16 protein-coding genes are annotated in these 19,152 nt (G+C 74.7%); 5 read left to right on the top strand and 11 right to left on the bottom strand.

The features are described from left to right. Positions 1-9: 9 nt before the first annotated feature. Entirely contained in the window at positions 10-990 is a 981-nt protein-coding gene (locus tag D7318_RS08070; RefSeq protein ID WP_120696414.1) for a helix-turn-helix transcriptional regulator, read from the bottom strand. Between the two features lie 215 nt (positions 991-1,205). Here D7318_RS08070 and D7318_RS08065 point away from each other — a divergent pair, with 215 nt between their 5' ends. Next, a complete protein-coding gene (locus tag D7318_RS08065; protein ID WP_230423508.1) occupies positions 1,206-3,107 on the top strand; it encodes a hypothetical protein in 1,902 nt (633 codons plus the stop codon). A gap of 804 nt (positions 3,108-3,911) precedes the next feature. Here D7318_RS08065 and D7318_RS08060 read toward each other — a convergent pair. The 7 genes from D7318_RS08060 to D7318_RS32720 form a co-directional block, all read right to left on the bottom strand. After that, positions 3,912-5,570 carry a putative PEP-binding protein gene (locus D7318_RS08060; protein ID WP_120696412.1) on the bottom strand — a complete coding sequence of 553 codons (1,659 nt, stop codon included), beginning with the start codon at positions 5,568-5,570 and terminating at the stop codon, positions 3,912-3,914. 2 nt (positions 5,571-5,572) lie between these two features. After that, positions 5,573-5,869: an HPr family phosphocarrier protein gene (locus D7318_RS08055; RefSeq protein WP_120696194.1), complete on the bottom strand. Its 297-nt coding sequence runs from the start codon at positions 5,867-5,869 to the stop codon at positions 5,573-5,575. A gap of 41 nt (positions 5,870-5,910) precedes the next feature. Continuing rightward, entirely contained in the window at positions 5,911-7,917 is a 2,007-nt protein-coding gene (locus D7318_RS08050; protein WP_120696193.1) for a PTS fructose transporter subunit IIABC, read from the bottom strand. Between the two features lie 100 nt (positions 7,918-8,017). Next, positions 8,018-8,977: a 1-phosphofructokinase gene (gene pfkB / locus D7318_RS08045; protein ID WP_120696192.1), complete on the bottom strand. Its 960-nt coding sequence runs from the start codon at positions 8,975-8,977 to the stop codon at positions 8,018-8,020. After that, a complete protein-coding gene (locus D7318_RS08040) occupies positions 8,974-9,735 on the bottom strand; it encodes a DeoR/GlpR family DNA-binding transcription regulator (RefSeq protein ID WP_120696191.1) in 762 nt (253 codons plus the stop codon). The genes pfkB and D7318_RS08040 overlap by 4 nt, the downstream gene beginning before the upstream one ends. A 175-nt stretch (positions 9,736-9,910) precedes the next feature. Next, on the bottom strand, positions 9,911-10,687 hold the full coding sequence (locus tag D7318_RS08035) for an aminoglycoside phosphotransferase (RefSeq protein ID WP_120696190.1): 777 nt from the start codon (positions 10,685-10,687) through the stop codon (positions 9,911-9,913). After that, positions 10,684-10,857 carry a hypothetical protein gene (locus D7318_RS32720; protein WP_183091318.1) on the bottom strand — a complete coding sequence of 58 codons (174 nt, stop codon included), beginning with the start codon at positions 10,855-10,857 and terminating at the stop codon, positions 10,684-10,686. The genes D7318_RS08035 and D7318_RS32720 overlap by 4 nt, the downstream gene beginning before the upstream one ends. Positions 10,858-11,105: 248 nt before the next feature. On the opposite strand from D7318_RS32720, the gene D7318_RS08030 reads away from it, so the two are divergent. Further along, positions 11,106-12,368 carry a Twin-arginine translocation pathway signal gene (locus tag D7318_RS08030; RefSeq protein ID WP_120696189.1) on the top strand — a complete coding sequence of 421 codons (1,263 nt, stop codon included), beginning with the start codon at positions 11,106-11,108 and terminating at the stop codon, positions 12,366-12,368. A gap of 810 nt (positions 12,369-13,178) precedes the next feature. Here the strand turns inward: D7318_RS08030 and D7318_RS08025 are convergent. Then, positions 13,179-13,664: a hypothetical protein gene (locus D7318_RS08025; RefSeq protein WP_147437643.1), complete on the bottom strand. Its 486-nt coding sequence runs from the start codon at positions 13,662-13,664 to the stop codon at positions 13,179-13,181. 298 nt (positions 13,665-13,962) lie between these two features. Here D7318_RS08025 and D7318_RS08020 point away from each other — a divergent pair, with 298 nt between their 5' ends. From D7318_RS08020 to D7318_RS08010, 3 genes are all read left to right on the top strand, one after another. Then, on the top strand, positions 13,963-15,627 hold the full coding sequence (locus D7318_RS08020; protein WP_230423504.1) for a purple acid phosphatase family protein: 1,665 nt from the start codon (positions 13,963-13,965) through the stop codon (positions 15,625-15,627). 81 nt (positions 15,628-15,708) lie between these two features. Next, positions 15,709-16,395 (top strand): hypothetical protein, encoded by a 687-nt coding sequence (locus tag D7318_RS08015; RefSeq protein WP_120696187.1) that lies wholly within the window; start codon positions 15,709-15,711, stop codon positions 16,393-16,395. Continuing rightward, the gene (locus D7318_RS08010; RefSeq protein ID WP_120696186.1) at positions 16,392-17,192 is read left to right on the top strand and encodes a HoxN/HupN/NixA family nickel/cobalt transporter; all 801 of its coding nucleotides are present in this window, start codon (positions 16,392-16,394) and stop codon (positions 17,190-17,192) included. Before D7318_RS08015 ends, D7318_RS08010 begins: the two co-directional genes overlap by 4 nt. On the opposite strand, the gene D7318_RS08005 is transcribed toward D7318_RS08010, so the two are convergent. Further along, positions 17,182-18,204, bottom strand: coding sequence for a nitronate monooxygenase (locus D7318_RS08005; RefSeq protein ID WP_120696185.1), 1,023 nt, complete (start codon positions 18,202-18,204; stop codon positions 17,182-17,184). The two genes, D7318_RS08010 and D7318_RS08005, sit on opposite strands and share 11 nt — an antisense overlap. Positions 18,205-18,306: 102 nt before the next feature. After that, positions 18,307-19,005 carry a GntR family transcriptional regulator gene (locus D7318_RS08000; protein WP_120696184.1) on the bottom strand — a complete coding sequence of 233 codons (699 nt, stop codon included), beginning with the start codon at positions 19,003-19,005 and terminating at the stop codon, positions 18,307-18,309. Between the last annotated feature and the right edge of the window lie 147 nt (positions 19,006-19,152).

The raw sequence follows: 19,152 nt of genomic DNA, 5'->3' as shown, positions 1-19,152 counted from the left end.
GGGCGGGGTTCACACCCAGCCGCGCTCGCGCGCCAGCAGCGCGGCCTGGGCGCGGTTCTCCGCGCCGAGCAGCTGGATGAGGTCCGCGATGTGCCGCCGGTAGGTGCGCAGCGAGACGCCCACCTGCCGGGCGCCCGTCTCGTCCTTGCTCACCGCGCACATGCGCGACAGGACGTCCCGCTGCGTCCCCGACAGCTCGGGCGTCTGCTCGGCCCCGGCGTCCACCAGCTCGGCGAAGTCCCGCGCCGCGTCCCACAGTCGCTCGAAGAGCGTCACGATGTTGCCCACGAGACCGCTCTCCCGCGCGCACAGCGCGCCCCGCGCGGTGTTCCCCGGATCGATCGGCACCAGCGCGGTGTGCCGGTCGTAGACGAGGATCAGCTCGGAGAACGCGTCGGCCACCTTGATCCGCGCGCCATGGGCGTTCAACTCCCGCAGATAGCTCAACGTCACCGGGTCGTCGAGCGTGGCACGGCGCACCAGGTTCCGGATCCGCACGCCCCGGCTCAGGCAGCGCAGGTCGAGCGCCCGCGCGTGCGCGATGTTCTCCTTCGACAGCGCGTCGTACGGCTCGGCCGCCAGCACCTCGTCGTGCGCGAAGAACGCCAGGTCGTCGATCCGGTTGCGCACCTGCCGCAGATCCTCGAGGCGTTCGATCCCGGGCGCGGGGCCCGCGGGGTCGGCGGCGGTCCTGTCCCGTTGCAGCGAAAGCACGATCGGCCGCGTCCTCGTCACCTGCCGCATCTGCCGATGCAGGTCCTCGAGGCGCTCCTCCGCCAGCCGCGGCACCGCCACATCGGGCTCGGCCGCCCAGGTGCTCGCCTCGTCCCCGTGCAGCAGCCGCAGCGACCGCAGCCGCCGCAGCGCCTCCGACACGGCCTCACGGTCCGAGCGCAGCAGCACATGGATGTCGGCGGGCGACGTCCTCGGGTTGCGCAGGAAGTGACGGTAGATGTCCTCCTCGGTACCGGACAGGCCGAGCACCGACATGGTGTGCGTGTCCACGGGTCCTCCCCGGTCTCCTGGCGTCAGGTCAGGCCGGAACCCTCCCAACGTACTGAGCGCGCGGGCCCGTCGGGTCTCACATCCGTCTCACATCGTGCGCGCGGTCGTCGGGGCGGGTCGTTAGGGTGGGCCCGCACCGCACCGCACCGCATCGCACCGCACCCTCCGTTCACCAGCCGTCCCGAGGGGGCAAGCAGCACATGGGGGAGACACCACCGCCGTCCTCGCCGTACCCGGCCACGCCCGAGGGCGTGCGCGCCGCGCTGGCCGCGCACCCCGTGGTCAACCTGACGGGCCCGCTCGGCTCTGGCAAGTCCTGGCTGGCCGGGCGGATCGGTGCCGCGACGGTCCTCGACCTCGCGCCGCCGGACCTCGCGCCTCTCGCGTCGCCGGACCTCGCGCCGTCGGGGGCGGGCGACGCGGTGCGGGCCGCGCTCGCCGACGACACCCGCGACCCGCTCGTGCTCGACGGCGTGGACGCGCCCGCCGCCGTGGCCGCCGTCGCCCCCGTGCGCACGGGGGCCAGGGTCCGCCGACCCGTCCTGCTCGTCAGCAGGCGCCCGTTGCTCAGACACCCGGAGTGGACCCTCTCCGCCATCCCCACCCTCACCGTGCGGCCCTGGCCCGACGGGCACATCGACGCCCTCGCCGCCGCCGCCCAGCTCACCGACCCCGGCGCGAGGCGGCTCGTCGTCCGCCTCGCCGCGGGCAACCCCCTGCTCGCCGCGGCCGCCTGCCGCGCCCTGCACGCCGGAGCCGCCCCCGACGCGCCGGGCGCCGTCGCCGACCGCATGGCGGGCGAGATCGTCGGGCGGCTCGCGCGCGAGCTCCCCGACCGGCGCCTGCGGCGCGACCTGCCCCTGCTCGCCACCGTGGGCGCGGGCGACGAGACGCTGCTGCGGGCCCGCGGCGAACGGTTCGACGCGCTCTCCGCCCTCAGCGTCGTCACCCGCACGCCGTTGGGCCTCGCCGTCACCGAGCCGTTCCGCCACATCGTCGAGCTCGCCCACCAGTGGCGCCGCCCCACCACCCACCGCGCCACCCGCACCCGCGCGTTCGGCTACCGCAAGAAGCTGATCTCCGCCACCACCGACGTCGCCCAGCGCGCCGCGCTCATGGAGGAGAGCCTCTTCCTGACCGGCGTCACCGGGCTGCGCGAGACCCTCTTCCCCGCGGCCCGCCCCTCGGCCACCGTCGACGCCGCATCGCCCGCCGACGCGGACGACATCGGCCGCATGATGCGCCGCTGGGCCCAGCACGGCGGCCTCGACCCGCGCCGCACCGACGCCCTCGCCGACCGCTGGGTGCGCGCGGACATCGGCGGCTTCCGCCTCGTGCGCGACACCAACGGCCAACTCGCCGGATTCGCCGGTCTCTTCGACGTCAACGCCCGCACCGTCACGGACATCGAGCCGCTGTTCCAGCAGCACGCGGACCGGCTGCTCGCGCCCTCGGCCGAGCCGGGAGGCCCCGGCGGCCTCTTCCTCGGCGTCGCGTTCTGCCCCGACGCCGCCCTGCACGCCAGGCTGCTGCGCTACATCCTGCGCCAGACCATGTCCCGGCCCACCCGCCTGCTGGTCTCCACCCCGACGCCGCAGTACCAGAGCCTCCTGGACGAGCTGCGGTTCGAGGACCACGGCGCCACCGTCGACGACGTCTACCGCTGCGGGCGGCGGCCCATGGTGTTCAGCCAGGACTTCCGCGGCGAGGCGCTGCCCGCGTGGCTCGAACGCCTCGGCTCGGCCGACGCCGCGGGCACCGGCGCCGAGAGCCGCACGATCGGCGCCGAAGTGGCCCACGCCCTCGCCCACCTGGGCGACCACCGCGAACTCGCCAAGAGCCCCCTGCTGTCCGCCCCCCGCACCCCGACCACGGCCGCCCTGAGCCGCTGGCTGCGCGACGCCGTCCAGGAGCTGTGCGACAGCGCCGACCCCGGCGAGGCCGAGGCGGGCTGGATCCTGCGCCGCTATCACCTCGGCCCGCCCCGCACCCACCAGCAGCTCGCCACCCAGCTCCACCTGAGCCGCGCCACCTACTTCCGCCGCCTCCAGCACGGCCTGAACGTCCTGGCGGCCCGGCTGTTCGCGGAGGGCGAGCGCTGAGCGCGTTGCCCTGCGGGCCCGCTACGCGGGCGTTGACGGGCGGCTACGGGCTGGACGTCCTCCCGTTCGCCGTCGGCCGGGGTGGCGCTTTCGTGGTGGGTGCGGGTCAGAGCTGGCACCTACGGGGGGAGGGGTGTCGGGTGTGCGGCCGTCTCGGTCACCGGGCTTTTTCGTTGTGGGCCGCGGCCGTTCGCCGAACGGGCGCGGCCGCGTCCCTTGTGGGCGGCCGTTTTGCCGGTGGTCGGTTGCGGTGGCGCGCACCCTTCGGGCCTGCCCTGGCCGCCGCTCTCGTCGTTCACCGCGCGCACGTTGAGCTCAGGTAGCGGGCCGGTCCGGGGCGGGGGTGCGCTTCGTTCAGCGGGCCCGCTGGGCTTTATGTCCCGCTTACGCGAGGACAGGGTCTCTTCTGAAACAGGGCACACATTGTGTTGAACAGAACGTGCCCCGTGTGAAAAGAGCACCCGCCCCGGCATAAGCCGCGGATAAGCACCGGCCCGCTACCTCAGCTCAACGGGCGCCAGGCTTGAAAACGCTTCGGGCGGCCAGGGCAGGCCCGAAGGGTGCGCGCTACCTTAAGCGACCACCGGGAAAACGGCCGTCAACTACCTTTCGCGGCTGCGCCCGTTCGGCGAACGGTCCCGGCCAGCAGCGAGAGCTACCGTTTACCGGGACGGCCGGTCACCCGGCGCCCCCCCTCCCGTAGGTGCCAGCTTTTACCCGCACCCACCACGAAAGACGAGGTCGGCAGGCGGCGAACGGGAGGACATCCAGCCCGTAGCCGCCCCACCCCGAAGCCACGCACCTCTAGAACCGCGCCCGCTCCCCGACCCGGGCCCGCGCCGTCGCCGCGTCGGGGGATGTGCGGGCGATGTCGGCCAGCTCGCGGCACTCGGCGAGGGTGTGTGCCGCGAGGGCGGCCCTGATGTCGGGGAGCGCGCCCGGGGCCGCGGACAGGCTCGTCACGCCGAGGCCGACCAGCACCAGGGCCAGGGCCGGATCGGCCGCCGCCTCGCCGCACACGCCGACCGGGCGGCCATGGCGGGCGCCCGCCGTCGCGGTCATGTGCACCAGGTCGAGGAGCGCGGGCTGCCAGGGGTCGAGCAGGTCGGCCAGGCTCGCCAGGGTGCGGTCGGCGGCGAACGCGTACTGCGAGAGGTCGTTGGTGCCGATGCTGAGGAAGTCGCACGCCCCGGCCAGCGCGTCGGCGCGCAGCGCGGCCGCGGGGACCTCGACCATGGCGCCCGCGGTGGACAGGCCGTGGGCGCGGACGCGTTCGGCGAACGCGGCGGCCTCGGCGGGCAGCGACACCATGGGCGCCATCACCCACACATCGGCCGCGCTGTCCCGCGCCGCCGCGGCGAGGGCGCGGAGCTGGTCGTCGAGGAGCCCGGGGTCGCGGGTCGCGGTGCGCAGGCCGCGGACGCCGAGCGCGGGATTCTGCTCGTCGGCCGCGGTGGCGAACGGCAGCGGCTTGTCCGCGCCCGCGTCCAGGGTCCGCACGACGGCGCGGCGCCCGGTGAAGGCGGCGAACACCCGGGCGTAGACGTCCGTCTGCTCGGCCACGGACGGCGCGTCCGCCCGGTCGAGGAACAGGAACTCCGTGCGGAACAGGCCCACGCCCTCGCTCTCGGCCGCCGCCGCGGCCTCCCACTCCTGCGGCGCGCCCAGGTTGACCAGCAGCTTGACGGCGTGCCCTTCCGCGGTGCGGCCAGGGCCCGTCAGCTCGGCGGCGCGGCGGCGGCGGCGTTCCCGCGCGGCCGCGGCGTCGACCGCGCCGGGCGCGGGGTCGGCCTCGACGGTGCCGGCGGCGGCGTCCACCAGGACCGTTCGCCCCTCGGCCAGCCCGTCGGCGCCCGCGCAGCCGACGACGGCGGGGACGCCGAGGCCGCGGGCCAGGATGGCGGTGTGGCTCGTGGGCCCGCCGCGCTCGGTGACCAGCGCGATGACCTGGGCGGGGTCGAGGAGCGCGGTGTCGGCGGGGGCCAGGTCGTCGGCGACCAGGACATGGGGGTGGCCGGGGTCGGGCAGCCCCGGCATGGGCAGCCCGAGCAGCGCGGCGACGGCGCGGTCGCGCAGGTCGTCGAGGTCGGCGACGCGTTCGGCGAACAGCCCGCCCGCCGCGTCGAGCGCCGCGCGGAACTCCCCGAACGCGCCCGTGAGCGCGCGCGGCCCGTCGGCCCCTTCGAGCGCGAGCGCCTCGGCGCGCTCGGCGAGCGCCGGGTCGGTGACCATGAGCGCCTGGGCGGACAGCACGTCGGCCGCGGGCCCCGTCGCGGCGGCGGCGCGCCGGTCGAGCGCGGCGGCTACCTCGGCGAGCGCCGTGCGGGCCGCCGCGGCCTCGGTCGACCTCTCGACCGGCGGAACGGTACGCGGCGGCGGCGGAACGGGCGGCCGCGCCATGCGCGCGACCGGCCCATGACCCGCGCCGCCGCCGATGCCGATGCCGCGCAGCACGGTGGGCACCGTCACTCACCCGCCTCGACGGCGTCGCCCGCGGGCCCTTCCAGGTCGTCGGCGACGAGCGCGGCCAGCTCGGCGAGCGCCGCTTCGGCTCCCTCGCCCTCGGCCGCGAGGACCACGGACTCGCCGTGGCCCGCGCCCAGGGCGAGCACCGAGAGGAGGCTGCGGGCGTCGACCGGGGCCTGCCCCCGGCGGGCGATGGTGACCGGGACTGGCTGCCGGGTGGCCGCCCTGACCAGCAGCGACGCGGGGCGCGCGTGCAGGCCGCCGCGCGAGCCTATGACGACGGTGCGCTCGGGCATGGGACTCAACTCCTGGGTGCGGGTGGGTGGTGGTCGGGGGCTCAGTGGGCCGGGGCCGCGGTGGCGGGGGCGTCGGCGGGGGCGCGTTCCTCCGGGGCCTGACGCGTGGCGCCCGGCGCGTCGGGAACGGCGCGGTGCGACTTGAGCAGGATGACCAGCGCCGTGCTGAGCACCGTGCCCGCCGCGATGGCCAGCAGGTAGAGGAACGGCGCGCCGATCAGCGGCACCACGAAGATCCCGCCGTGCGGGGCGCGCAGCGTCGCGTCGAAGCCCATCGACAGCGCGCCGGTCAGCGCGCCGCCCGCCATCGCGGACGGGATGACCCGCAGGGGGTCGGCCGCCGCGAACGGGATGGCGCCCTCGGTGATGAACGAGGCGCCAAGCACCCACGCGGCCTTGCCGTTCTCCCGCTCGGTCCGCGTGAACAGCCCGCCGCGCACCACCGTGGCCAGCGCCATGGCCAGCGGCGGCACCATGCCCGCGGCCATCACGGCGGCCATCACCTTGAGGTTGCCCTCCCCGGCCTCGGCGAGGCCGCCGACGGCGAAGGCGTAGGCCACTTTGTTGAGCGGGCCGCCCAGGTCGAAGCACATCATCGCGCCGAGCACGATGCCGAGCACGACCGCGTTGGACCCCGAGAGGCCGTCGAGCCAGTCGGTGAGCGCCCGTTGCAGCGCGGCAAGCGGCTCGCCGACCACGACGAACATCAGGAAGCCGACGGCGGCCGAGCCGATCAGCGGGATGACGAGCACGGGCATGATCCCGCGCAACGCGGCCGGGATCCTGGCCCGTTGGATGGCCATCACCACCGCGCCCGAGAGCAGGCCCGCGACAAGGCCGCCCAGGAAGCCCGCCTCGATCGTGACGGCGATCGCGCCGCCGACGAAGCCGGGCACGAGACCCGGGCGGTCGGCCATGCCGAACGCGATGTAGCCCGCGAGCACCGGCACGAGGAAGCCGAACGCGGCGCCGCCGATCTGGTTGAGCAGGGCCGCCCAGCTGTCGCCCTCGGTCCACACGAAGTGGTCGGCGACGGAGGGCGCGCCGGCGATCTCGTGGCCGCCGATCGCGAACGACAGGGCGATGAGCAGGCCGCCCGCCGCGACGAACGGGACCATGTAGCTGACGCCGCTCATCAGGTAGCGGCGCAGCCGGGTGCCGAAGCCCTCCCCGTGCGCCGCGCCGCCGCCCTCGTCGGGGTCGGTCCCGGTGGCTGCCCCGGTGGCGGAGGGGTTCGTCCCGCCGCGCTCGGCCAGGGCCCTGACCTCGGCGATCAGCTCGGCGGGCCGGTTGATGCCCGCCTTCACGCCGACGTCGACGGTGGGCTTGCCCGCGAACCGGGCGCGTTCGCGCACCTCGACGTCGTGGGCGAAGATCACGCCGTCGGCCGCGGCTATCAGGGCGGGGTCGAGGCGGTTGAACCCGGCCGAGCCCTGCGTCTCCACGACCACCTCGACCCCGGCGTCCCGGCCCGCCCGCTCCAGGGACTCGGCCGCGAGGTAGGTGTGCGCGATGCCGGTGGGGCACGAGGTGACGGCCACGACGCGGAACGGGGCGTCCGCGGAAGCCACTTCGGTCTCTGTCTCGGGCTCGGTCTCGGCGGGCGGCTCATCGCCGCGGATCAGCGCGGCGGCGGCCTCGGGGTCGCGTGCGGCGCGCAGGGCCTCGGTGAACGCGGGGTCCATCAGGCGGCGGGCCAGCGTCGACAGGATGCCCAGGTGGTCCTTGTCGCCGCCCGCGGGGGCCGCGATCAGGAAGATGAGGTCGGCCGGTCCGTCGGCCGCGCCGAAGTCGACGCCCTCGGCGCTGCGCCCGAACGCCAGCGTGGGCTCGGACACGTGCGCGCTGCGGCAGTGGGGGATGCCGATGCCGCCCTCGAGCCCCGTGGGCATCTGCGCCTCGCGATCCGCCACGTCCACGAGGAACGCGTCGAGGTCGCTCACCCGGCCCGCCGCGGCCATGCGTGCGGCGAGGGCGCGGACAGCGGCGTCCTTCGTACCGGCGGAGAGGGTCAGGTCGACCAGCTCCGCGGTGATCAGCTCGGTCATCACGCGGCTCCTTCGCTCGCGATCCGCCCGGCGGGCGGGGATATGGGCTTCACGGTTGACGTGGGGTTCACGGGGGACATGGGGGAGGGGAAACGGGGGGTCATGGCAGCCGTCCGGCGCGGGTGGCGCCCAGCGGGCGGTCGACGGGGACGTCGGCGGTGGTGACCACCGAGGCGGGGTCGAGGTCGGCGAGCCCCGGCATCGCGCTGCCGGGCAGGCCCACGGCCGCGGCGCCGTGCGCGAGCGCCGCGGCGAGCGCGGCGGGCCCGTGCCCACCTGCGGCCAGGAACCCCGCCAACGAGGCGTCCCCCGCCCCGACATCGCTGCGCACCGTGGCCACGGGCGCACTGCCCCAGTGCGCGCCGCCCTCGGACACCAGGAGCTGGCCGTCCGCGCCCAGGCTGGCCAGCACGGTCCCCGCGCCGCGGACCCGCAGCTCCTCCGCGGCCTTGACCGCGTCGCCGACCGTGGCCAGCGGGTGGCCGACCGCCTCGGCCAGCTCGTCGGCGTTGGGCTTGACCAGCTCGGGCCGCGCGGCGAGCGCCGCGGCCAGGGCCTCGCCCGAGGTGTCGAGCGCGACCCGGGTCCCGGCCCGGTGCGCGGCCTCGACGAGCTCGGCGTACCAGCCGGGGCCTGGGCCGCGCGGGAGGCTGCCGCAGCAGGCGACCCAGTCGGCGTCAGCGGCGCGCGCCCGCACGGCGTCGAGCAGGGCGGCGGCCTCGGCCGTGGACAGCTCGGGCCCCGGGGCGTTGACCTTGGTGAGGGTGCCGTCGGGCTCGACCAGGGTGACGTTGACCCGGGTGGAGCCGGTGAGCGGAACACCCGCCACCTCGATGCCCCGCTCGTCGAGCAGCCGGGCGAGCAGCGCGCCCTCCGCCCCGCCGAGCGGCACCACGGCGGCCGTGCGCCCGCCCGCGGCGGCGACGGCGCGCGAGACGTTGACGCCCTTGCCGCCGGGCTCGACCCGGTCGGTGTCGGCGCGGAGCAGGGCGCCGCGGCGCAGCTCGGGCACCTCGTAGGTGCGGTCGAGGCTGGGGTTGGGGGTGACGGTGAGGATCATGCGCGCACCACCTCGATGCCCTGCCGCTCGATCGCGGCGGCGTCCTCGGGGGACAGGCCCCTGTCGGTGATCAGCAGGTCGACATCGGACAGGTCGCCGAAGCGGGCGAAGTGCTGGCGGCCGTGCTTGGCGGAGTCGGCCAGCAGAACGGTGCGGCGCGCGGCCGACACCAGCGCGCGCTTGACCGCGGCCTCGGCCAGGTCGGGCGTGGTCAGGCCGCCGTCGAGGGAGAAGCCGTTGGTGGCGAGCAGCAGCAGGTCGACGTTCAGCTCGGCGTAGGCGCGCAGCGCCCAGGCGTCGACGGCGGCGCGGGTGCGGTGCCGCACGCGGCCGCCGACCAGGTGCAGGGCGATCCCCGGGTGGTCGGCGAGCCGGGCCGCTATGGGCAACGCGTGGGTGACAACGGTCAGTTCGCAGTCGACGGGCAGGGCGGCCGCCAGCCGCGCGGTGGTCGTCCCCGCGTCGACGATCACGCTGCCGGTGGCGGGCAGCTCGGAGAGCGCGGCCCGAACGATCCGGTCCTTCTCGTCGGCGGCGACGGCGTCCCGCTCGGTGAGGTCGGGCTCGAAGTCGAGGCGGCCCGCGGGGATGGCGCCGCCGTGCACGCGGCGGACGAGACCGGCCCGGTCGAGGACCTTCAGGTCCCGCCGCACGGTCTCGGCGGTCACCTGGAACGCCTCGGCCAACGACGGCACGTCGACGCGCCCGCCCTCGCGAGCCAGGCGCAGGATCTCCTGCTGGCGCTCTGCTGCGTACATGTGGTTTTACGCCCGTTTCACTGCCCGGATCTGTTGATGTGGCGCCAGGTTACGCCGGTATCGCCGGGAAGTAAACACAACTGGGCATGCGGCCGGACGCGAACGGGCCCATGGCCGGGGAGCGCTCTCCCGCTGGGGCCCTGCCAGCCCCGCCAGCCTCAAGGTCTCAACGGGCTCAGAGGTGGCTCAGGAGCTCGTCGAGGGCGCCGGGCGGCGGCTCGTGGTGGCCCGCCGTGCGGCGGGCGTGGGTCCAGGCGGTCAACGTGTCGGGGCGGATGTGGGACCACACCGGCAGGTGGGCCGCCCAGTCCAGGGCGGCGGCCGGGGTGTGACCGGCGTCGATGAGGCACAGCACCGCGTCGGCGACATCGCACCACGCGGGCCCGCGCGCGGCGTTCGACCAGTCGGGGAGCCAGGCCCGGCGGCCGTCGACCAGCAGCGCGCCAGGGGCGAGCGCGGTGTGCAGCAGCCACTCGCCCGCGAGCCAGCGGGCCCCGCCGGGCCCCGCGCCCAGGCGGTCGGCCAGGAGCGGCAGCGCGTCGGGCCCCGTCCGCAGGGACGCCTGGTCCAACAGGGCGGCCACCAGCGGGAGATCGGGCGAGCCGGGGGAGAGGTCGGCGGTGCGCCCAGGCGCGTGGTCGTGCGCCAGGACGTGCCAGCCGCCGACGGCCCAACGCCCCCGCATCCTGGGGGCGATGCCCGTGGTGCGGGCGGCGGCGTGGGCGCGCGCCTCGAACGCGGCGGCGCGTGCGCCGTCGTCGAGCGGCGCGCCCTCCACGCACACGGTCCCGGCCGGGGTCTCGAGCACCGCGGTCAGGGGCGAGGACCCGGCGGGCAAGGGCCTGGCGGCGGCGACGGGCCCGAGCACCGCCTCGACCTCACGCCGCACGGGACCCGGCAGCTCGTCCCACGTGACGCGCCGCGCGGCGACGGCGGTGCCGCGGCCGTTCACCGGGGATCACCGCCGTGCGCGGCTGGCTCGGGCTCGGGCTCGGGTTCGGGACAGGTGTGGATCTCGTCGGCCCAGTAGCGCGTCCTGCACCGATCGCAGTACCGCGGTCCCGCGACGGGCTTCTTGATGTGGTCCGGGGTGCCCGGGGGCCAGTTGATCGGCTCAGGCACCGCGTATCCCGTGTAAGTCCCGCAGTTCCATGCTGAATCCGTGTCTCGTCGGGCGGTCAGGCCGGCAGGTGGACAGTGATGACGCTCAGTCAACCGCCGAATACGGCCGGGCGACAGGTTGCGCGGGGTCCAACAACCGGCCATTCAGCGGCCATTGGGGCACGCGCACATCACGGGTTCCGCATACCGGGTCCGGGGTGGGCACATCACGTCTACCGTGGGAGAACGACCAATCGGGGGACAGAAGGATGACCAGCACCGGCGAGGGGAACACCGAGCTGCGGGTGGCGCGCATCGAGCGTGGCTGGTACTCGCAGGAAGCGGCGGCCGAAGGGGTCAGCAGGGCGGGACAAGTCGCTCTGCGTGACGATCACTTCACCGTTTCGCCGCGCACCTACCGACGTTGGGAGTCCACCCGGCCCGGCTGGCCACGCGGCGACTACGCCACCGCGCTGCGCGCCGCGTTCGGCCGTGCGCCCGAACACCTCGGGTTCACCCCGCCTCCCGGGCACCCCGCTCGACAGCAGCACATCCCGGAGCCTCCTGTGGATCGTCGCATGTTCCTGGCGACCGGATCGGCCGCCGCACTCTCCTCGCTCGCTCCCGACGACCTCACCCCCCGCCACCTCGACCCCGCGCTGGTCGACTACTTCTACCGGCAGCTCGACGGACACTACGCGGCCGACATGATGCTCGGCCCGCGCGAACTGATCCCCACGGTCACCGAGCAGTACCGGCTCATCAGCAGCCTCGCCCGGCGGGCGAACGGCGACACCCGCGACGGCCTTGTCCACGTCGGCGCCACCTATGCCGTGCTGGCCGGGTGGCTCCACCAGGACGCGGCCCTGTGGGCAGACGCCGCCTACTGGCACGGCATAGCCCAGACCGACGCCCTCATCTCGGGCGACCCCGACCTGATCGCCTACACCATCTCCAACATGGCCCACCTCCGCGCCGACCTGGGCGACGGCCGCGCCGTGGTGGCGTTGTGCGAACGCGCCCTGACCGACCAACGGCGGCTCTCCGACCGCATCAGGGCCAACCTCATGTATCAACAGGCCCACGGCGCCGCCCTGTTGGGCGACCGCCGCGCCGTCGACCGGCTGCTCGACCAGGCGTCGCGCGCGACCGAGCGCGTGGACCCGGCCATCCCCTGGGGCACCGCCGCCCGCCGCAACGCGCACTACACCGCCGTGCAACGGGCCACGTGCTACGGCCGCATGGGCCACCACCGCGAGGCGCTGGCGCTCTGGGACCACATCACCGCGACCATGCCCCCCACCGCGCGCCGCGACACGGGCGTCTACCTCGCGCGGCAGGCCAGTGCTCACGCGAGCACGGGCGAGCCCGAACGCGCCGTCGAGCTGGCCGCCGAGTCCGCGCGGATCGCGCACGACACCGCGTCCGGCCGCCACCGCGCCGAGCTCGACCGGCTGCGCGAGGCGATGGCCCCCTGGCGCGACGACAGGCTCGGCCACCAACTCGACGCCGCGCTGACCACGGCGGCCTGAGCGGCCGTGACGCCGGGCGCGGGCGCGCCGTTCACCCCGGTGCGCCCGCGCCCGGTCGGGCGCCGTCGGGGACGGCTACGGGCTGGACGTCCTCCCGTTCGCCGCCTGCCGAGTGCTGCTTTCGTTTTGGGTGCGGGTCACAGCTGGCACCTACGGGAGGGGGGCGTCGGGTGACCGGCCGTCCCGGTAAACGGTCGGTCTCGTCGTTGGCCGGGACCGTTCGCCAAACGGGCGCAGGCGGATACCGGTTTGAGGGTGGTCGATCTCTGCGTGGGTGGCTGGGGTAGCGCGCACCCTTCGGGCCTGCCCTGGCCGCCGCTCTCGTCGTTCACCGCGCGCACGTTGAGCTGAGGTAGCGGGCCGGTCCGGGGCGGGGACGCGCTTCGTTCAGCGGGCCCGCCGGGCTTTATGTCCCGCTTACGCGGGGTCGGGTGCTGTTCAACACAAAGTGTGCGCCGTTTCGAAAGGGCACCCGCCCCGGCATAAGCGGCGGATAAGCACCGGCGCGCTACGTAAGCTCAACGGGCGCGAGGAATGAAAACGCTTCGGGCGGCCAGGGCAGGCCCGAAGGGTGCGCGCCACCGCAACCGACCACCGGCCGGGCGGCCGCCAACTACGGTCGCGGCTGCGCCCGTTCGGCGAACGGTCGCAACCCGCCGACGTACAGACCGGTGACCGGGACGACCGCCACCCACCACCCTCCCTCCCGTAGGTGCCTCTTACGCGCATTCGTGCGAAACGGCGCACCCGGGATGCGGCGGGCCACGTAGGCCAGGCGTCGTAGCCGCCCCACCCACACACCCCACGGGCTCAGCGCAACGGCAGGAGGGACTCCGTGAATTCGCCCGTCGGGCGGTAGGCCACGCACATCACGTCCTGGTCGCCGAAGGCCCACGTGGCCGCCGTCGGCAGCACGGGGTAGAAGTCGAGGTCCCGCGCCGCCTCGCCCGGCCAGTACGTCGTGAAGCCGCGTTCGCACGTCTCCCAGGCGAACGCCGCGAGGCGGGCGCGGTCGAACGTGCCGTCCGGGGCGGTCACAAAGCCGTAGACCTGGTTGTCGGCGCCGTCCTCGCACGGCGTGTACAGCACCGTGACCTGGCCGAGCACGGCGGAGTGGGCCGGATCCGTGAAGCACTCCCCGGCCTCCAGGTCGAACACCCCGCCCATCTCCGCCGTGAGGAACGTGTCGTCCTTGTCCGTCGGCGCCCGCCCGGGCGCCGCGTCCGCCGCGGGGAGGACGAGCAACGCCAGCGCGGCGAAGGTCACCAGCCGCCTCGACGCCATCCGCATCCGCACCCGCACCCGCCTCCGTTCGCCCGTCGACCCTGTCGACCCCCTCGGTCCATGGCCGAAAAGCTATCGCCCGGCGACGTTGCCCCGACGAACAGTTGGCAAACGGTCAGCACCGGTCAGACGAACCCGCACTTGCCGGTCAGGGGCTCGCCACGCGGAACACACCTCATACGGAAGTGTTCACCGATCGGCCAACAAAGAACGGCAAACCGTTCCATCGGCCCTGGCTGAATCCAGTCGCCTCCGGCGCCGGTGCCCGAGGATGACCGTGCTTCAACGCCCGTGAGGGGTTCTAGTTCAAGTGAGCGCAATTTCCAGGGTCTGGGTCACCCGATCCACCCGTTCCAAGGTCGCCGTGCTCGGCACGGCGACGCTGGTGGCCAGCGGCCTGCTGGCCAGCCCCATCGCCTTCAGTGACTCGCCGACCGCACCGACCGAGTACCCGGCCGCGGACATCCACCGCCCGTCCCCGGTGCCCGACCGCATCATGCTGACCCCGACCACCGCGCCGGCGACCAGCCAGAACGTGACGTGGCGGGCGGACGCGCCCAACGGCTCCGCGCAGGCCCAGATCCTCGAGGCCCCGCGCGCCCTCGGCGACGTGCAGCCCGAGGAGGGCGCGGTCTCCACCGTCATGGCCGGGGCGACCACGCCGGTCAACACCGACCTCGGCTACGCCTCGACCTACCACACGGTCAGCTTCACGGACCTGGCGCCCGACACCCGTTACAGCTACCGGGTGGGCGACGGCGTCAACTGGAGCGAGTGGGTCGACTTCACCACCGCGGCCGAGGGCCCCGAGCCGTTCTCGTTCATCTACTACGGCGACGCGCAGAACTACATCGACTCCGCCGTCCCGCGCGTCTTCCGCCAGGCGTTCGCCGAACGCCCTGAGGCGCGGATGATCGTCAACGCCGGTGACCTTGTCAACTCGCCCAACTCCGAGGAGGAGTGGGGCCAGTGGCACCAGGCCGACGGCTTTGTCGACGCCCAGGTCAACAACTTCTCGGTGCCCGGCAACCACGAGTACAGCAGCGGTCGGCTGTCGCAGTTCTGGCGGCCGCAGTTCCCCTACCCGGACAACGGCCCCGGCAACGCGGAGACCCAGCAGACCGCGTACACCGTGGACTACCAGGGCGTCCGCTTCATCGGCCTGGACTCCAACCTCCAGAACAACGCGGAGGTGATGGCCGCCCAGACCGAGTGGCTCGAGGGCCTGCTGCGCGACAACCCCAACAAGTGGACCGTGGTCACCTTCCACCACCCCGTCTACTCCACGACCGGCACGCGCAACAACCCCAACGTCCGAGCCCAGTGGGGCCCGCTGTTCGAGGAGTACGGCGTCGACCTGGTGCTCCAGGGCCACGACCACTCCTACGGCCGCGGCAACCGCACCGACGCCCGCGAGTCCGTCACCGTGCACAACGGCGTCACCTACGCCGTCTCCGTGTCCGGCGGCAAGATGTACGACCTCAACGGCGGCGAGAACTGGACCGACAACGGCGCCGAGGTCCTCTCCAGCGGCCAGGACGCGCAGCTCTACCAGCTGATCGACGTCGACGAGGACACGATCCGCTACGAGGCGCGCTACGCCAACGGCGAGCACCATGACGGCTTCCTCATCCGCAAGAACGACGAGGGCGAGCGCACCGTCAACGAGATCCGCACGCCGGAGAACACCGTCGGCGAGCAGGTCACGGTCGATGACACGACCGTGCGGCGCGGCCAGACGCTCGAGGTGTCGGCGTTCGGCTACGACCCGGGCGAGCGCGTCACGGTCACCTACCGCCGCGAGGGCGACGAGGACGGCGGCTCGGTCGTCGGCGTGGTCAGGGCGGACGAGATCGGCCGTGTGACCCACGGCTTCCGCGTTCCCCCGTCGTCGCGCCCCGGCACGACGTACGAGGTCTACCTGACCAGCGAGAACCAGCGGATCACCAGCCCGTCGCTCACCATCGAGAGGTAGTCGGCACCGGGGTGCGGTGCCGCGTGGGCTTCCCCGCGCGGCACCGCCCCCGGTGGCACGACTCCGGGAGAACGCCACACCGTGACCATCCGTATCCGCGTGCGAGCCGTGCTCGCCGCCTGCGCCGCCGCCCTGTGCGCCGCCACCCTGTGGACCGCCGCGGGGCCCGCCCCCGCCGCGGCGGCGCACCCGTTCGGCCCCCCTTCCACCGCCACGATCAGCGCCGACGGCTCGCGCGCGACGATCACCTGGCGCGCCGCCGAGGACGACTGGGTGGCGCTCGGCCAGGCGGTCGGCGCGTTCGAGGACCCCGCGCTCGACACGGTCTCGACCTCGCTGACCGGCGAGCAGAAGCTGCAACGCTCGCCCGACCTGCGGGCGTACCTGCTCGACCGGATCTACATCACCCAGGACGGCGCCAGGTGCGCGGGCGAGGTGGCGTCCCTCGAAGGGCTTCTCGCCAACGGCGCGCGGCTGAGCTACGAGTGCCCCCGCGACGTCGACCAGGTGGATGTGACGGTCGGGGCGCTGGCCGATCTCAACGAGGCGTACCGCACCGTGCTCTCCGCCGAGTCGCCCGCGAACCCGAGGCGGACGATGCTCACCGCGACGGACACCACGCAGCGCCTCGACTTCTCCTGGTACGCCGGGATCCTCGGCAACACCGCGGCCCTCGGGGTCGCGGGCTTCGCCCTGGCCATCGTGGCGGGGGTCGTCGTCCTGCTGGCCGTCGGGCGCCGCCGCGCCGCGCGGGGGCGGGCGGCATGAACGAGGTCAACGGGCCCGACGCCGAGCTGGTCGCCCTCTTCGACGGCAGGGCCGCGTTCTGGCTCGCGGCGGCCGTGGCGCTCGGCGTCGGCGCCGCGCACGCGGTCGCCCCAGGCCATGGCAAGAGCATCACCGCGGCCTATCTGGTCGGCGTGCGGGGGCGTTACCGCGACGCCCTGCGGCTCGGCCTGATCGTCGCGACGATGCACACCGTGTCGGTGCTGCTGCTGGCCAGCGCGTGGGTGGGGGTGACGGGGGCCGGAGGCTTCGCCACCGAGATCGTCACCGCGTGGATGCAGGTCGCCGCGGGGCTCGTGGTCATCGCCGTCGGCGCCCACCTCGTCCACCGCCATGTGCGCGCCCGCGGCCACCGGCACAGCCACGCGCACGCCCATCACGGGCACGACCATGGGCACGGCCACAGTCATGGCCACGGCCACGGGCACAGCCATGACCTTCCCGAGAACCCCTGGTCGCGCCGCGGCCTCACCGCGCTCGCGGTCTCGGGGGGCCTGCTCCCCTCGCCTTCCGCGTTCCTGGTGCTGGTGAGCGGCATGCTGACGGGCCGTTCCCTGAACGCCGTGATCCTCGTCCTGATGTTCGGCCTCGGCATGGCCGTCACGCTGACCGGCGTCGGGGTGCTGACGGTGCGCGGCCGCGGCCTGCTCGCCGGTCGGGTGCGGAACGCGCGGCTCGCCGCGGCGGCCGCGGCCTGGACCCCGGCGGTCGCGGGCGCCGCGGTCGCGGTCGGCGGCTGCCTCTACCTCTTCGCCGCGGTCACCACCCTCACGGCGTGAAGGTGCTGGCCTCCCGCCACAGCGCGCGGGTCAGCTCGGCCGCGGATCCCGTGCGGGCGAGGCGGTGGCCCGTGCCCGCCCACAGGTGCATCCCCTCGGGGTCGCCGCGCCTGGCGGCGGCGGCCCGCAGGGGCGCGGTGAGGTGGTGCACCTCGGGGTAGGCGGCGGGCGCGTGGGCCTGGTGGCGGTCGATGAACGCGTTCCGCAGCCCGCGCGCCGGGCGCCCGGTGAACGCGCGGGTGACGGTGGTCGCGCCGAACTCCCGCAGCGCGCGGCGGTGCGCATCGGACGCGCCGGACTCGTCGGTGCGCAGATAGGCGGTGCCGAGCTGGACGGCGTCCGCGCCCGCCCGCAGCGCGGCGGCGATCCCCTCGCCGTCCGCGAGGCCGCCAGCGGCGATGAGCGGCAGCCCGGTCACCTCACGCACGGCGGCGATGAGCGGGAGCAGCGGCAGGGTGCCGGGCTCCTCGTCCGCCCGGTGGGTGGCGCGGTGGCCACCGGCCTCGGGCCCCTGCACGGTGAGCGCGTCGAGGCCGAGCGCGGCGGCGGCGCGCGCCTCTTCGGGTGTGGTGACGGTGCCGATCTGCACGCTGCCCGCGGCGCGCACGGCGTCGGCCTCCGCCCGGGTGGGCAGGCCGAACGTGTAGGAGACATACGGCACCGGATCGGCGATCAGCGTCACGAGCTTGGCCTCCCAGTCGTCGCGGTCCGGCTGGATCGCGGAGGGCAGCGTGACGTTCCACGCCTCGGCCTCGGGCAGCAGCCGCCTGCGGTAGGCGGCCACCGCGGCCAGGTCGGCGGGCGGCCCGGGGACGAAGATGTTGACGCCGAACGGGCGGTCCGTCAGCCGCCTGGTCCGCCCGATCTGCTCGACCATCGCGCCCGCCGTCCGGTACCCGGCGGCGAGGAACCCGAGCCCGCCCGCGCCGCTCACCGCCGCCACGAGCTCGGGAGTCGAGACGCCACCCGCCATCGGCGCGGCGACCAGGGGCACGGCGATCCTGAAGCTCATTCCCTCACCCTACGGCGGGGGCGTCACCGGCCGCCCCGTTGATCGCACGCGCGGGAGTCGTCGCCGTCGAGCAGCAGGACAAGGCCGCCATGGGCGGCGCGTTCACTCCCCGCCGAGCAGCGCCGTGACGCGCAGATCCCTGACCCGGGTGAGGTGCTCGGTGAGGCGGCTCCTGGCGAGATCCTGGTCGCGGGCCGCGACGGCCGCCACGATCCCCTCGTGCTCGGCCAGGGTGACGGCGGCCAGGTCGGAGCGGCGCTGCCGGTAGGGGCCGTGCACGGTCATCTGGGCGTCGAGCCGGTAGAGCGTCTCCGCGATGGTGCTGTTGTGCGCGGCCTGCCGCAGGGCGGCGTGGAAGTCGGTGTCGCAGCGCCACAGTTGGTCGCCGTCCGTGGTGTCGGCCGCCTCGGAGACGATCTGCCGCAGCCTGGCCAGGTCGAGCGGGGTGTGCCGGATGGCGGCCACCGCGGCGGCGTGGCTCTCCAGCACGATCCGCGCCTCGTAGACGTCGAGGACCTCCTCGGGCGTGCGCTCCCTGACGCGGTATCCGCGCGGCGCCCTGCGCAGCAGCCCGTCCTGCTCGAGGCGGGCGAGCGCGTCGCGCACGGGGGTGCGGGAGATGCCGTACGCGGCGCTGAGCGCGGTCTCCTGAAGGAGCGTCCCCGGAGGGTAACGACCCATCATCAGCTCGTGCCGCAGCCGGAAGTACTGCTCGGCCGAGGTGTCCCGCGCGCCGCTCCTCGGCCCCGGCGTCACCGGCGCCTCGCCCGCGTACGTGTCGGTCCGGGGGTCGCCGGCCACGGTCTCCGCCTCTCTGCCGCCCTGCCGCCGCGCGGCGTCGGACCGCGCTGCCGTCTGGACCCGTAGCGTACCCGCACCCACCCCCACAGCGAACACCGACCGTTGACAATGGATACGTTAGCGCTATAGCGTCCACGCACACCCTCT

It is taken from the genome of Streptomyces radicis (assembly GCF_003626575.1).
GTDB classification, from domain to species: Bacteria; Actinomycetota; Actinomycetes; order Streptomycetales; family Streptomycetaceae; genus Streptomyces; species Streptomyces radicis.
This window is presented reverse-complemented; position numbering and strand designations above follow the sequence as displayed.

Excerpts from the sequence above, each read along its gene's own strand:
- D7318_RS08070 (WP_120696414.1), bottom strand. The coding sequence starts at position 990 with ATGTCGGTGCTCGGCCTGTCCGGTACCGAGGAGGACATCTACCGTCAC.
- D7318_RS08065 (WP_230423508.1), top strand. The coding sequence starts at position 1,206 with ATGGGGGAGACACCACCGCCGTCCTCGCCGTACCCGGCCACGCCCGAG.
- D7318_RS08055 (WP_120696194.1), bottom strand. The coding sequence starts at position 5,869 with ATGCCCGAGCGCACCGTCGTCATAGGCTCGCGCGGCGGCCTGCACGCG.
- D7318_RS08050 (WP_120696193.1), bottom strand. The coding sequence starts at position 7,917 with ATGACCGAGCTGATCACCGCGGAGCTGGTCGACCTGACCCTCTCCGCC.
- pfkB (WP_120696192.1), bottom strand. The coding sequence starts at position 8,977 with ATGATCCTCACCGTCACCCCCAACCCCAGCCTCGACCGCACCTACGAG.
- D7318_RS08040 (WP_120696191.1), bottom strand. The coding sequence starts at position 9,735 with ATGTACGCAGCAGAGCGCCAGCAGGAGATCCTGCGCCTGGCTCGCGAG.
- D7318_RS08030 (WP_120696189.1), top strand. The coding sequence starts at position 11,106 with ATGACCAGCACCGGCGAGGGGAACACCGAGCTGCGGGTGGCGCGCATC.
- D7318_RS08010 (WP_120696186.1), top strand. The coding sequence starts at position 16,392 with ATGAACGAGGTCAACGGGCCCGACGCCGAGCTGGTCGCCCTCTTCGAC.
- D7318_RS08005 (WP_120696185.1), bottom strand. The coding sequence starts at position 18,204 with ATGAGCTTCAGGATCGCCGTGCCCCTGGTCGCCGCGCCGATGGCGGGT.